The organism is Leifsonia sp. EB41 (genome assembly GCF_041262565.1).
In the GTDB taxonomy this organism is placed as follows: domain Bacteria; phylum Actinomycetota; class Actinomycetes; order Actinomycetales; family Microbacteriaceae; genus Leifsonia.
Genome location: NZ_JBGCCJ010000001.1, coordinates 1,903,974 through 1,917,417, shown reverse-complemented (window position 1 = coordinate 1,917,417; position 13,444 = coordinate 1,903,974). Strand labels below are relative to the sequence as shown.

Sequence of the window (13,444 nt, the reverse complement as noted above, 5' to 3'; positions counted from 1 at the left end):
ATGACGAGGATGACCACACGCGTGCTCGCCGGGGTCGGCGGCCTCCTGGCGGCGGTCGCGCTGGCGCTGGCGCCGTCCGTCGCCGCGAGCGCCCACGACTACCTGGTGGACACGTCGCCCGCGAGCGGTGCGACGCAGACCGAGCCGCTGTCCCAGGTGAAGCTGACGTTCAACGACCGCGTGCTCGACCTGGGCGGCAACGGGTCGTCGGCGATCCTCCGGGTCACCGACGCGTCAGGCAAGCATTACGAGACGGGATGCCCGACCATCCTCGACACCGCGGTCTCGGCCCCGGTGGCGCTCGGTGCGGCCGGCGGGTACACCGTGGACTGGCAGGTCGTCTCGGCGGACGGCCACACGGTCTCCGGTTCGTACGGCTTCACGTACCAGCCGCCGGCCGGGACGTCCGCCGCAGCCGGCCGCACCACCCCCGGCTGCGCCGCCGCGTCGAACGTCGTCGCGACCCCCGGGGCCGCCGCGCCGGCGCCGACCTCGACCGCGTCGACCGCCGTACCCACCAAGGCCTCCCCCGGCAACGACCTCGGCCTGGTCATCGGCATCGCGATCGGCATCGTGGCGCTCGCCGCGATCGGCGTCGTCATCCTCCTCCTCACGCGCCGCCGCCCGCAGCCAGCGGAGGACTCCACCCCCACCACCCCCGCCAACCGCAGCTAACGGAGGACTCCCACCCCTCCCACAACCGCACCTCCTCCGCTACCGCCGCCGCCCAAGCGACGGCAGCGGAGGAGTTTCGGCCTGCACCCCCCGCGATCTCCTCCGCTACCTGCCCCACGGCGGCCTGCCGGCCCGGATCTCCTCCGTTTGCGACGTCACGTGCGCGGGTGCTCGGAGCGCGCGTCGTCGCGGGCGCGGCGCTTCACGCCGGGCGCGTCGAGCAGCGACAGCCAGAACAGCAGCCCGAGAAGCCCGAAGATCAATAGTGCCAGCAGCAGGTCGGTCCACTCGAACGGGATGAGCGTTCCGTCGATCGACATCACCAGCACCAGCTCCACGATCCCGAACACGATGAAGAACAGCGCGAGCAGCGTGCGCGTGAGCCGGATGCGCCCGCGTCGGTGGACCTCCACCCGCCGCAGTTCGACCATGAGTGTCAGCAGCAGCAGCGGCAGGACTTGTGCGAGCGTGGCCGCGGTCGGGCCGTCGAGCAGTACCACTCTCGCGTCCAACGGGTCGATCATGTGAGTCAGGGTAGTCGCATCGGAATACCTCTGGCCGGCCCAAAGTTGCGCCTAGTAGACTCAACTTTGTCACAGGACTTCGAAAGGAAACCCATCAGCATGGCGAACATGCAGGGCGCCCCCTCCACGCAGGAGGACGCGAAGAGCGCGCTCGAACAGTACGGCATCAACCTCACCGAGATCGCGAAGAGCGGCAAGCTCGATCCGGTCATCGGGCGGGACGCCGAGATCCGCCGCGTCAGCCAGGTGCTGACCCGGCGCACCAAGAACAACCCGGTGCTCATCGGCGAGCCGGGCGTCGGCAAGACGGCGGTCGTGGAGGGCCTGGCCCAGCGCATCGTCGCCGGCGATGTCGCCGACTCCCTCAAGGGCAAGCAGCTCGTCACGCTCGACCTCTCCGCGCTGGTCGCCGGCGCGATGTACCGCGGCCAGTTCGAGGAGCGGCTGAAGGCCGTCCTCAAGGAGATCAACGACGCCGAGGGCGAGATCATCACCTTCGTCGACGAGCTGCACATCCTGATGGGCGCCGGCGGCGGGGAGGGGTCTGTCGCGGCCTCCAACATGCTGAAGCCGATGCTGGCCCGCGGCGAGCTGCGGCTGATCGGCGCCACCACGCTCAACGAGTACCGCGAGTTCATCGAGAAGGACGCCGCGCTGGAGCGACGCTTCCAGCAGGTGTACGTCGGCGAGCCCAGCGTGGAGGACACGGTAGCCATCCTGCGCGGTCTGAAGGGCCGCTACGAGGCCCACCACGGCGTCACCATCGAGGACTCGGCACTGGTCGCCGCGGCCTCCCTCTCCAACCGCTACATCACGGCCCGCCAGCTCCCGGACAAGGCGATCGACCTGATCGACGAGGCCGCCAGCCGGCTGAAGATGGAGATCGACTCCGCCCCGGTGGAGATCGACACCCTCCAGCGTCAGGTGGAGCGCATGAAGCTGGAGGAGTTCGCGCTCAAGAAGGAGAAGGACGACGCGAGCAAGGCCCGCCTGGAGCAGCTCCGCGAGCGCCTCCACGAGCAGGAGGGCATCCTCGAAGAGCTCCAGGAGCGCTGGCGCGCGGAGAAGGCCGCGCTCAACCGGGTCGGTGCGCTGCGGTCTCAGCTCGAAGAGGCCAAGACCCATCGCGACCTCGCGCTGCGCGACGGCCGGTACCAGGAGGCCTCCAAGATCGAGTACGAGACCATCCCGAACATCGAGCGCGAGCTGGCGGAGGCCGAGCAGGCCGAGCACAGCCACCCGCGCATGGTGAACGAGCAGGTGACCGCCGACGACATCGCCGCGGTCGTGGCCGCCTGGACCGGCATCCCGGTCGACAGGCTCACCCAGGGCGAGACCGAGAAGCTGCTGCATCTGGAGCACGAGCTCGGCCGCCGCATCATCGGCCAGAAGAAGGCCGTGCAGGCGGTCGCCGACGCCGTGCGGCGCACCAGGGCGGGCATCTCCGACCCCGGACGCCCGACCGGGTCGTTCCTGTTCCTCGGCCCGACCGGTGTCGGCAAGACCGAGCTGGCGAAGGCGCTCGCCGGGTTCCTGTTCGACGACGAGAAGGCGATGGTGCGCATCGACATGAGCGAGTACGGGGAGAAGTTCTCCGTCTCGCGGCTCGTCGGCGCCCCTCCCGGCTATGTCGGTTACGAGCAGGGCGGTCAGCTCACGGAGGCCGTGCGTCGCCGCCCCTACTCGGTCATCCTGCTGGACGAGGTGGAGAAGGCGCACCCCGAGGTCTTCGACGTGCTGCTGCAGGTGCTGGACGACGGCCGCCTCACCGACGGCCAGGGCCGCACGGTCGACTTCCGCAACACCATCCTGATCCTGACCTCCAACCTGGGCAGCCAGCACCTGGTCGACCCGACCCTGAACGAGACCGAACGCGAGGAGGCCGTGCTGCAGATGGTGCGGCAGGCCTTCAAGCCGGAGTTCGTCAACCGGCTGGACGACATCGTGGTGTTCTCGACCCTCACTCAGGAGGAGCTCGGCGAGATCGTGGAGCTCAACATCGACCGCCTGATGCGGCGGCTGGAGGAGCGCCGGCTGGAGCTGGCGGTCACCCCGGACGCCCGGCGCTGGCTCGCCGAGCGCGGCTACGACCCGATCTACGGCGCGCGTCCGCTGCGCCGGCTGATGCAGCGCGAGATCGAGGACCGGCTGGCCACCGAGCTGCTCGCGGGCGAGATCCGCGATGGCGACACGGTGCGGGTCGACCTGGACCCGTCCGGCGAGCGGCTGGCCGTCGCGCCGGTCCGCGAGGAGCAGGCCTAGACGCGGGTGCGGGGGTCGGCCGTCAGCGGTCGGCCTCCGTCGCCATCAGGAGGTAGCCGAACTGCTCGGCGACGACCGCGAAGCCATGCCGCTCGTACAGGCGCTGGGCGGCGCGGTTCTGCTCCCACACCGTGACCGTGAGCCGGCGATGCGTGCCGAGCAGCCCGGTCAGCACGCAGGAGGCGATGCCGTGACCGCGGTGCTCGGCGAGCACGGCGAGCTCCACGACGTGCGTGCGGCCGTCCTCGTGGTGCAGCGTGACCGTGCCGACCGGCTCCCCGTCCTCCAGGACGACGGAGGTCTCGGCGTCGGGGTAACGGTCGCGGCGGTCGGCCGAGTGCGCGCGGTACTTCGGTCCGAGCGCGGGATCGAGCACTGCGCCCTCCGCGCCGGGGAGCTCCCAGCGCCGGGCGTCCCTGAACACGCGCCGGAGGAACGGCTCGTCGGCGTCGGCCGCCGGCCTCAGCGTCACCGTGCCCGGGCGGACGGCGGAGGGCGTCGCCGGCGGCTCGGGCGCCATCTCCACGGGCTCGACGGTCCGCAGCCGGACGGTCCGCGGATCGCCGGCGCCCCGTTCGGACACCCCGAGCACGAGCGTGCGCAGCGCCATCACGGCACGTCGCGACACCTCGGGCACTGGTGATCCTTCCTCGGCTCGTCGCGGCGGGGGTTCCGCGGAGCACGGATGCGAGCTTAGGGCATCCACCGGGCGCTCCTCTGGCCCGCAGAGAGGGGGTATTCACCTGTCACGCGTAGGCTGGGACGCATGCTTGCGACCATCATCCACGGAGAGCGCGATGTGCGCCTCGAAGAAGTCCCCGACCCCGTCCTCTCGACCGGTGGCGACGCCATCGTGCGCGTCGTGGCGGCCTGCGTCTGCGGGTCCGACCTGTGGCCGTACCGCGGCGTCACCCCCACCGCCTCCCCGCGCCGCATCGGCCACGAGTTCGTCGGTGTCGTGGAGGAGGTCGGCTCCGAGGTGAGCACGATCTCGGTCGGCGATTTCGTCATCGCCCCGTTCTACGACTGCGACATGACCTGTGAGAACTGCAAGAACGGCGTCAGCACCTCCTGCCTGCACGGCGGCTGGTGGGGCGCCGACGACCAGGTCGGCGGCTTCGCCGACGGCGGCCAGGGCCAGAAGGTGCGCGTCCCGCACGCCGACGGCTCGCTCGTCGCGACGCCCGAGTACCCGCGGGCGGAGCTCATCCCGAGCCTCCTGACCCTGTCGGATGTGATGGGCACCGGCCACCACGCCGCCGTCTCCGCCGGCGTCACCGAGGGCAGCACGGTCGTCGTGGTCGGCGATGGCGCAGTCGGCCTGTGCGCTGTGCTCGCGTCCAAGCGCCTCGGCGCCTCCCGCATCGTCGCCATGTCGCGGCACGAGTCGCGCCAGGCGCTCGCCCGCGAGTTCGGCGCGACCGACATCGTCGCCGAGCGCGGCGACGAGGGCATCGCCGCCGTCAAGGAACTGTTCGACGGCATCGGCCCGGACTGCGTCCTGGAGGCCGTCGGCACCAAGGAGTCGATGGACCAGGCCATCCGGTCGGCCCGTCCCGGCGGGATGGTCGGCTACGTCGGCGTCCCGAACGGCGGCGCCGAGCTGCCCATCCGCACCCTGTTCAACACGAACGTCGGCGTGAACGGCGGCGTCGCCCCCGTCCGCAACTACGTGGAGGAGCTGCTGCAGGACGTCTGGTCGGGCGCCATCGAGCCCGGCAAGGTCTTCGACCTGGAGCTGCCGCTCTCCGAGATCGCCGAAGCCTACGCCGCCATGGACGAGCGCCGAGCCATCAAGACCCTAGTCCGCCCCTAGCACCACCGCCCAGACGTGAGAAATCGCGGGAATCGTTCGTTCGATTCCCGCGATTTCTCACGTTTCGGCGCCTGTTAGGAGTTGACGAGGAGGACGTCGTTCAGGGCGTTGCGGGTGCGCGGGGCGAGCTCGCGCTCGCGCAGCGGCTCGGGCAGCGCGTCCACGTCGCCGAGCATGCCGACTGCGGTGACGGAGACGGGAACGAACCGCTCCTCGACGTCGAACGCCGCGCGGATCCCTGCGGGGTCGAAGCCGCCCATCTGGTGCGTGTGGAGGCCGTCGTGGTGGGCCTGGACGCTGAAGTGCGCGACGGCCTGGCCGACGTCATAGGTGGCCCAGCGACGCTCGTTGCCCTCGGTGTCGACGGCCTCGGCGAGTGCGACGACGAGCGCCCCGGCAGCGCCGGCCCACATCTGGTTGAAGCCCATCAGGTTGGCGACGATGGCGTCGAACGCCTCGCTGCCACGCCGCGCGACGATGAACCGCCACGGCTGCGAGTTGTTGGCGGACGGCGACCAGCGGGCGGCCTCCAGGGCGGCGGTCAGCTTGTCCTCGTCGATGGCGGCCTCGGTGTCGAAGGCGCGGGGGCTCCAGCGCTCGGCGAGCGCGGGCAGCAGCGGGAAGGACGTGTCGGCGGTGCGGGTGACGGTGTCGGTCAGCGACATGGGGTGGGACTCCTCGACGGTGGAAACAGGATCACGAGGCTCCATTGCCCAGCTATACCGATGTGAACACATGGACCTGGGAAGGTATTCCAGGATTTTGGTGACGTGTCCCCGTGGTGTGGACGGCCTACAGCCAGTCCTTCCGCTTGAACGTCATGTACAGCCCCCCGCACCCGACGACCATCAACAGCGTCGACGTCCACAGCCCGCCCACCGTGTTGAACCCCGGGTACGGCAGGTTCTGCCCGTAGAAGCCGGTGACCGCCGCCGGGATGGCGATGATCGCCGCCCAGCTCGTCACCTTCTTCATGATCACGTTGAGCCGGTTGCCTTCCATCGCGATCTGCGTGTCCGACAGCGCCGTCACCAGGTCGCGCAGCGAGTCCGCCCACTCCACGTGGTGCACGCCGCGGTCGTAGAGGCCCTGGAACAGCGGGAACAGCCCCTGGCTGACGCAGTCGGCCTCGCGGCGCAGCAGGGCGTCGACCGCGTCGCGCAGCGGCAGGAGGCAGCGGCGCAGGCGGGAGGCCGACTTGCGGAGCTGGTACACCCGGTTCTGGATCACTGCCGGCTTGGCGCCGGGGGCGAGCAGGATGTCCTCGATGTCGTCGAGTTCGTCGTCCAGGGCGTTCAGGGCGGCGCCGGCCTCGCCGAGCAGCTGGTCGAGGACGATCCACAGCAGCCAGCCGACGCCCTGGTCGCGGTGCCGCTTCTCGGTGGCCAGTCGCGCGCGCAGCGGCTCGAAGTCGAAGTCGCCGTCGTGGTCGAGGATCAGCAGCCGCGGCAGTACGTAGATGTGGAGGTCCGCGACGACGAGCTGGAACGTCGGCTCCTCGAGCTGCACCCGGTGGGTGGAGAGGCGCACGTGCTCGCCGGCGACCATCGGCATGTGCCCGGTGGAGGCCGACGCGGGCGGGTGGACGAGGTCGTGCGCGCCGAGCCGGTCGGCGAGCTCGGCGAGCTGCAGCCGGTCGGGGTCCTGGATCTCGAGGTAACCGAACCCGGTCGAGGTCTGCAGTTCGTCCATGAGCTCGGCGAGCGACCCGACGTCGGTGCGCTCGTCCCCGTCGAAGAGCGTCCCCCGAAGCTGGAGGGAGTCCTCCTGAACCTGCTGCGACACACGACCTCCTCGTTGGCTGACGCTCCAACCTACGACCTCCCCGCTGGGTCATCGCCGGTTGGAGGTGATGGAGTTCTCAGGAAACGGGCGCGGCGATGCCCCAGTTGGGGTGGCAGTTCGCGGGCGCTGGGCCGCTCAGGGCACCAGGTCCTGGTACTGCGGCAGCGAGCCGTCCAGCACCGGCACGTTCAGCGTCTCCGTCATCGTGCTGGTCTGGAACGTCACCGGCTCCAGCGCGCCCGGCTTCGCGTCGAGGCCGTCGAAGGTGACCGTCTCGCCGTCGGGGGTGCCGAGCTGCACCGACTCGGAGGGCTTCACCGTGACCGTCTCGGACCCGGCCGTCGTCACGATGTGCACCTCTTCGCTCGACTCGCCCTGGTTGACGAGGGTCGCGACCAGGCTCACGGGGGAGGACGCCTGCGCGGTGAGCAGCACGGCGTTGCCGATGAAGATCGGCCCGATGTCGCCGTTCACGCCGTCCGCGGTCTCCTGGATGTACTTGGTGTCCTGCGGGGCGAGCAGGTCGCAGCCGGTCAGGAGGCCCAGCACGGCCACCCCGACGAGTGCGGCGGCGACGCGGCGACGCGTCCGGGTGCGCCGTCCGTCGCGTCGGGTGGTGCGGGGTGCGAAGCCGGCGTCTGCGCTCACGGCGTCAGCATAGCCCCGGCCCTGGCGCCCGCAGTAGGTCTGATCGCCCCGTGGTCAGCGCAGCCCGAGCCGCTTGAGGGTGGCCTTCTCGCTCTCGCCGTTGTCGGTCTCCACCTCGTCGACCGCGATGGGGATGTTCGGGCCGACCGCCAGCCACACGAAGCCGTCGCGGTGCACCAGCGGGACGAGGTCGGTGGTGCCGTCGCGCAGCAGAGTCCGCACGCGCTTCAGGAGGGCGTACCCCTCGGACGGCAGCGTGACGTAGGTCTTCCGCCGGTAGTGGATGACGTGCGCCACGGTCTTGGCCTTGAGGCTGGCGATCTCCGCGGCGGGGAACGGCTCGGCGCCGGTTGCAGGCGCGTCCTTCGTGTCGGTCATGGGAGGCACGGTACGCCTCCGCGGCCGGCGGCGGGATAGATTCGACGGATGCGCCCACCGGAGCCCGCCGCCCTCGACCGCCTCGCCGACCGCGGCTGGCCGGCACTGGAGCGCGAGGAGCTGGAAGGCTGGACGCTGCGGGCCGCGGACGGCGTCACCAACCGCGCCAACTCGGTGCTGACCTGCGGCGAGGTGCCGGACGTGGAGGCCGCGATCGAGCGGGCGGAGCGCTGGTATCGGGAGCGCGGCCTGCCCGCGGTGTTCCAGGTGAGCCCGGCCACCTCGCCTGCGCTGGTCGCCGCGCTGGCGGCCCGGGAGTACCGGGAGCACTCGCAGACCGACATCCTCGTGGCCGACCGCGCGGACGTGGTGGCCGCTGGAGCCGCTGCCACCAGCGCCGCGACGACCATCGCCACCGCCGACACCCCACCACCCGGCTGGCTCGCCACCTGGTGGGCCGTCGACGGCCGCGGCGGCGACCCCGAGCGCGACACCGTCGCCCGGATCCTGAACGCGGCCCCGGCCCTCTACGCGTGGGCCGGCTCCTCCGACGCCCCCGACGCTGTCGCCCGCCTCGCCCTCGCCGGCGATTGGGCCGGCCTCTACGCCGTCGCCACCCTCCCGACCGCACGCCGTCGCGGCCTGGCCCGCGCGCTCGCCGTGGCCCTCGCGGACGAGGCGGGCGGCCGCGGCGTGGAGCATCTGTGGCTCCAAGTGCTCGCGGATAACACGGCCGCCCACGCCCTCTACTCGCGGCTCGGCTTCCGTCCCGCGTCGCGGTACGCGTACTGGACGGCGCCCTCCGGCTGAGTCGCTCCGATCGCCCGCTTCATGAGGTTCGGCTGATACGACACCGTTAAACCACGATGCCGGGCGGTGTGGATACTAGGGTTACTCCACACAGCCCGGCATACGTTTCGGGGTTATCGCCGGAGGATTATTCGGGTTCCTCCGTCGACTCTTAGAGACTACCAAATGTGTCGGCTAAATGGAGGACATCTTTGTACCCCGGTCTGTCCCCAGTAGAGGGGGGTGGGGTCGTCAGGCCGCCAGCTCGACGACCAGGGCGGCGACGAAGTCGTCGATGTCCTGCTCTGTGGTGTCGAACGAGCACATCCAGCGCACCTCATGGCGGGCCGCATCCCAGTCGTAGAACCGGAAGTGCTGCCGCAGGCGGTCCGCGACGCCGGCCGGGAGGGTGGCGAAGACGCCGTTCGCCTCGGTGGCCTGGCTGAACCCGACGCCCTGGATGCTGCCGTCGGCGATCCCCGCCTCCAGCGCGCCGCGCAGCCGGGACGCCATCGCGTTGGCGTGGGACGCCGAGCGCAGGTAGAGGTCGTCGTGCAGCAGCGCGATGAGCTGCGCGGAGATGAACCGCATCTTCGAGGCGAGCTGCATGTTGAGCTTGCGCAGGTAGAGCAGCCCTTCGGACGCGGCCGGGTTGAGGACGACGACGGCCTCGCCGTACAGCATCCCGTTCTTGGTGCCGCCGAAGCTGAGCACGTCGACGCCGGCGTCGGTGGTGAACTCCTTGAGCGGCACGCCGAGGGTGGCGGCCGCGTTGGAGATGCGGGCGCCGTCCATGTGCAGCTTCATGCCGCGCGCGTGCACGTGGTCGGCGATCGCGCGGATCTCCTCGACGCTGTACGCGGTGCCGAGTTCGGTGGTCTGGGTGATCGACACGACCAGTGGCTGCGCGCGGTGCTCGTCGCCCCAGCCCCAGGCCTCCCGGTCGATGAGCTCCGGGGTCAGCTTGCCGTCCGGGGTCTCGACCGGCAGCAGCTTGAGGCCGCCGACCTTCTCGGGCGCGCCGGCCTCGTCGGTGTTGATGTGCGCCGTCTTGGCGCAGATCACCGCGCCCCAGCGCGGCACCATCGACTGCAGCCCGGTCACGTTCGCGCCCGTGCCGTTGAACACGGGGAACACCTGCACGCCCTCGCCGAAGTGCTCGGCGAACACCTCGTGGAGGCGCTCGGTGTAGACGTCCTCGCCGTAGGAGATCTGGTGGCCGTTGTTGGCGGCGGCGATCGCGTCGAGGATCTCGGGGTGCACACCGGCGTAGTTGTCCGACGCGAAGCCGCGCAGGTTGAGTTCATGGAGTTGTAGCGTCACTGTTCCATCCTAGATTCGCAGGGCGCGGTCGAATTCGTGCCGAATGTCGCTTTTCGCCGCGCGAAAGTCACTATTCGGCACGAATGTCGAGCGCGATGCGGGTGCCGTTGAGGGTGGGGGCGTCGGTCGCCCAGAGGGCGACGACGTCGTCGGCGAGGGCCGCCTCGAGGCCGGCCAGCGTCTTCACGACGAAGACGACGGCGGCGGACTGCGGCGCCTCCTTGCCGAGTCCCTGCGCGACGGCGCGCGTCCACGCGTCAGCCGCCGCCTTGGCCGCGGCGTAGTTCGCGCCGCCGGCGTACGGCTTGTCGACCGCAGTGGAGGACACGACCGCCAGCCGGCCGGCGGGGGAGGCCACCAGATCGTCGTAGAAGACGCGCGTGGTGTTCCGCAGGGTCTGGAAGCCGCGGTCCAGGAAGTCCCAGTCCGCGTCGCTCTGCCCGGCGATGCCGCCACCGCCGCGCCAGCCGCCGACCAGGTGCACCAGGCCGTCGATCCGGCCGAACTTGAGGTGGATGCGCATCGCCAGCTCGGCCACCGCGTCGCGGTCGGCCAGATCGCAGACGCGGGTGTCGACGCCGGGGACGGCCTCCGCCAGCGCCGCCAGCGCCTCCTGCCGGGTGCCGACCGCGAGCACTGTCGCGCCCGCCGCCGTGAGCGCGCGCGCCACCGCCTCGCCGGACGCGCTGGTCGCGCCGGCGATCAGGACGAGCCGCCCGGAGACGCCTGTCGCCGGCGCCGGCGCGGTCCCTTCGGGTGAGAACCGCGCCGGCGTCGAACCGTGCTGATCCGTCACGCCTCGTCCGTCGTTCCGGTGATGCCGGAGGTGGATTCGATGACGGTGGCCATCTTCTTGTTGAGCGCTTCGTAGAACATGGACAGCGGGAACTCGTCGTCCAGGACTGCGTCGGTGTACCCCTTGGGCGGCCCGGCGAGGGTCTCGTCCGGGAGCCCGCGCGCCCAGTTGGAGGCCGGGTTCGGCGTGAGGGTCTCGGTGAGCATCGCGTACGCGGCGAGCCAGTGCGCGACCTTGGGCCGGTCGATGGAGCGCCAGTACAGGTCGTTGATCCGGTCCGAGAGCGCCACGACGACGTCCGGGACCTCGTCCCAGTCGATGGTGAGCTGGGTGTCGGTCCAGTGCAGGACGTCGTGCTGGTGCAGCCAGGCGAAGAGGAGCTGCCCGCCGAGGCCGTCGTAGTTGCGGACGCGGCTGCCGGTGATCGCGAACCGGAAGATCCGGTCGAAGATCACCGCGTACTGCACCAGTTTCGCGTGGTCGCGGATCTGCTTCTGCGGCTCCGACAGCTCCGAGTCGGGCAGGGCGCCGAGCTCGCGCTCCAACCGCACCGACTCGCGGAACGCGGTCAGGTCGCAGCGCAGCTCTTCCAGGGAGTAGAGGAAGAACGGCATCCGCTGCTTGATCATGAACGGGTCGAAGGGCAGGTCGCCGCGCATGTGGGAGCGGTCGTGGATGATGTCCCACATCACGAAGGTCTCCTCCGTCAGCCGCTGGTCCTCCAGCATGAGGGCGGCATCCGCGGGCAGGTCCAGCTTCGTGATCTCCGCAGCGGCGCGCACGACGCGGCGGTAGCGGGCGGCCTCCCGGTCCTGGAAGATCGCCCCCCACGTGAACGACGGGATCTCGCGCATCGCGACCGTCTCGGGGAACAGCACCGCCGAGTTGGTGTCGTAACCGGGCGTGAAGTCCACGAAGCGCAGCGCGACGAACAGCTTGTTGCCGTAGTCGCCCGCCTCCAGCGCCGCGATGAACTCGGGCCAGATGACCTCGACCAGCACGGCCTCGACGAGGCGGTTGGTGCTGCCGTTCTGCGTGTACATCGGGAAGACCACGAGGTGGCCGAGGCCGTCGACGCGGTGCTGCTGCGGCTGGAATGCGTTGAGCGCGTCGAGGAAGTCCGGCACGCCGAAGCCCTCGTCCGCCCAGCGGCCGAAGTCGCGCTGCAGCGCTTCGAGATACGACGCGTCGTGCGGGAAGAACGGGGCGAGCTCCGCGATGGAGCCGACGATCGTCGCCGTGAGCTCGGCGGCGGCGGGCTTGTCGGACTCCTGCTCGACCGAGCCGTCCTTGACCTGCAGCGCCTGGAGAGCGGTCGCCGCCTCCTTGAGTCGCAGCCACGCGGGATGCGTCGCGACCTCGCGGACGGAGCGGGCGTCCTCGACGACCTCGGGCTCCCCGACAATGGCTCCTGCAGTGAACTGCGGGACGAATTGAGACATGACGAACCTCCCGTCGTGCGATAGGCCGCGCTCGCGGCACTGCGACGGAGCGCCGTTTCGGCGCTCCGATCCGAGCCTAACCGCGAAGTACGGACGATTTCTTGACAGTTTCGACGGAAAGCTGCGCGCAGGTTGCTGATCGCGCATGAAAACGCTGCAACGTCATGGCGGGCGCACGTGCAGGTCTCTTGAACATGACCGCACGCACGAACCCCGGCGCCACCACGCACGTCGAGCGCATGCTCGCCTCCCGCTCCGGCGAGTGGATCCTCATCTCCTGCGACTGCCTCATCGGGCAGGACCACACCTACGCCGAGTGGGTGGCGCGGTTCGGTGCTCCGGGGGTCACCGCGTCGTGACCAGCTGAGCCGTGACGACCAGGTTGTCGATGGACGCGGTCTGGGCGGGCGTCTGGAGGCAGGTCAGCAGCACCAGCCGTCCGGGGACGTCCGCCCAGAGAGTCGCGTCGGCGTGGACGTCCGGCTTGTAGACCGTCTCCGAACCCGTCACCCGGTAGTGGAGGCCGCCCACGTAGACGTCGGCCCCCACCGCGACCGACGCCGTCCCGGCCGTCAGATCGGTCAGGTAGTTGCCGGGGCACACCGCTCCGCCGCGGCACGAGTGCATCACCACGAAGACCGTCCCGAGACCGGCGCGGTCGAGCTGCGTGCCGTAGTTGCGCACCAGGTAGGCGGAGGAGAACCCCGGCGGGTCGATGACACCGTCCACCTCGTTCAGCTCGCCGAGCGGCACGGTGAGCCCGGCGGACGGCACGCGCAGGGTCATCCCGGCCACCTGAGCGACAGCGTCGGTCCGCTGTTGCACTGCTCGCGACGGCGCCGGGAGGTCGACGGGGTTCCCGCGCATGTCGATGGGGCGGCTGCTGCCGCCGAGATACGCGGACACGGCGAGACCGCCCGCGATGACCGCCACAGCGCACAGCAGCAGGGCGATCGCGAGCCGCACCGGGCCGGGCCGGCGGCGGCGCGCAGCGGAGGCCATTCGC

At 70.6% G+C, this 13,444-nt stretch carries 15 protein-coding genes; 5 read left to right on the top strand and 10 right to left on the bottom strand.

All coding sequences use genetic code 11. The features are described 5' to 3' along the window. On the top strand, nt 1–675 hold the full coding sequence (locus ABH923_RS09340; RefSeq protein ID WP_370055087.1) for a copper resistance protein CopC: 675 nt from the start codon (nt 1–3) through the stop codon (nt 673–675). 155 nt (nt 676–830) lie between these two features. Here the strand turns inward: ABH923_RS09340 and ABH923_RS09335 are convergent, their stop codons facing one another. Continuing rightward, the gene (locus ABH923_RS09335; protein WP_370055086.1) at nt 831–1,199 is read right to left on the bottom strand and encodes a hypothetical protein; all 369 of its coding nucleotides are present in this window, start codon (nt 1,197–1,199) and stop codon (nt 831–833) included. A 99-nt stretch (nt 1,200–1,298) separates the two neighbouring features. On the opposite strand from ABH923_RS09335, the gene ABH923_RS09330 reads away from it, so the two are divergent. After that, entirely contained in the window at nt 1,299–3,461 is a 2,163-nt protein-coding gene (locus tag ABH923_RS09330; protein WP_370055085.1) for an ATP-dependent Clp protease ATP-binding subunit, read from the top strand. Between the two features lie 22 nt (nt 3,462–3,483). On the opposite strand, the gene ABH923_RS09325 is transcribed toward ABH923_RS09330, so the two are convergent. Continuing rightward, entirely contained in the window at nt 3,484–4,098 is a 615-nt protein-coding gene (locus ABH923_RS09325) for an N-acetyltransferase family protein (protein WP_370055084.1), read from the bottom strand. Between the two features lie 129 nt (nt 4,099–4,227). Here ABH923_RS09325 and ABH923_RS09320 point away from each other — a divergent pair, with 129 nt between their 5' ends. Beyond that, entirely contained in the window at nt 4,228–5,277 is a 1,050-nt protein-coding gene (locus ABH923_RS09320) for a zinc-dependent alcohol dehydrogenase family protein (RefSeq protein ID WP_370055083.1), read from the top strand. 74 nt (nt 5,278–5,351) lie between these two features. On the opposite strand, the gene ABH923_RS09315 is transcribed toward ABH923_RS09320, so the two are convergent. The 4 genes from ABH923_RS09315 to ABH923_RS09300 form a co-directional block, all read right to left on the bottom strand. Further along, nucleotides 5,352–5,942: a nitroreductase family protein gene (locus tag ABH923_RS09315; protein ID WP_370055082.1), complete on the bottom strand. Its 591-nt coding sequence runs from the start codon at nt 5,940–5,942 to the stop codon at nt 5,352–5,354. Between the two features lie 127 nt (nt 5,943–6,069). Further along, entirely contained in the window at nt 6,070–7,062 is a 993-nt protein-coding gene (locus ABH923_RS09310) for a CorA family divalent cation transporter (protein WP_370055080.1), read from the bottom strand. Nucleotides 7,063–7,197: 135 nt separating this feature from the next. Beyond that, on the bottom strand, nt 7,198–7,710 hold the full coding sequence (locus ABH923_RS09305; protein WP_370055079.1) for a hypothetical protein: 513 nt from the start codon (nt 7,708–7,710) through the stop codon (nt 7,198–7,200). Between the two features lie 54 nt (nt 7,711–7,764). Then, nucleotides 7,765–8,088, bottom strand: coding sequence for a hypothetical protein (locus ABH923_RS09300; RefSeq protein WP_370055078.1), 324 nt, complete (start codon nt 8,086–8,088; stop codon nt 7,765–7,767). A 48-nt stretch (nt 8,089–8,136) separates the two neighbouring features. Between ABH923_RS09300 and ABH923_RS09295 the strand changes: the two genes are divergently transcribed. Continuing rightward, nucleotides 8,137–8,898: a GNAT family N-acetyltransferase gene (locus tag ABH923_RS09295; protein ID WP_370055077.1), complete on the top strand. Its 762-nt coding sequence runs from the start codon at nt 8,137–8,139 to the stop codon at nt 8,896–8,898. 231 nt (nt 8,899–9,129) lie between these two features. Here the strand turns inward: ABH923_RS09295 and ABH923_RS09290 are convergent, their stop codons facing one another. From ABH923_RS09290 to ABH923_RS09280, 3 genes are all read right to left on the bottom strand, one after another. Beyond that, nucleotides 9,130–10,200 carry a low specificity L-threonine aldolase gene (locus tag ABH923_RS09290; protein WP_370055075.1) on the bottom strand — a complete coding sequence of 357 codons (1,071 nt, stop codon included), beginning with the start codon at nt 10,198–10,200 and terminating at the stop codon, nt 9,130–9,132. Nucleotides 10,201–10,270: 70 nt separating this feature from the next. Beyond that, nucleotides 10,271–10,906 carry an SDR family NAD(P)-dependent oxidoreductase gene (locus ABH923_RS09285; RefSeq protein ID WP_370057330.1) on the bottom strand — a complete coding sequence of 212 codons (636 nt, stop codon included), beginning with the start codon at nt 10,904–10,906 and terminating at the stop codon, nt 10,271–10,273. A gap of 86 nt (nt 10,907–10,992) precedes the next feature. Then, nucleotides 10,993–12,438, bottom strand: a complete 1,446-nt coding sequence (locus ABH923_RS09280; RefSeq protein WP_370055074.1) for a DUF6421 family protein — start codon at nt 12,436–12,438, stop codon at nt 10,993–10,995. Between the two features lie 194 nt (nt 12,439–12,632). On the opposite strand from ABH923_RS09280, the gene ABH923_RS09275 reads away from it, so the two are divergent. Continuing rightward, complete coding sequence (locus tag ABH923_RS09275) at nt 12,633–12,797, top strand: hypothetical protein (RefSeq protein WP_370055073.1); 165 nt, start codon at nt 12,633–12,635, stop codon at nt 12,795–12,797. On the opposite strand, the gene ABH923_RS09270 is transcribed toward ABH923_RS09275, so the two are convergent. Beyond that, nucleotides 12,784–13,440, bottom strand: a complete 657-nt coding sequence (locus ABH923_RS09270) for a class F sortase (protein ID WP_370055072.1) — start codon at nt 13,438–13,440, stop codon at nt 12,784–12,786. The two genes, ABH923_RS09275 and ABH923_RS09270, sit on opposite strands and share 14 nt — an antisense overlap. Between the last annotated feature and the right edge of the window lie 4 nt (nt 13,441–13,444).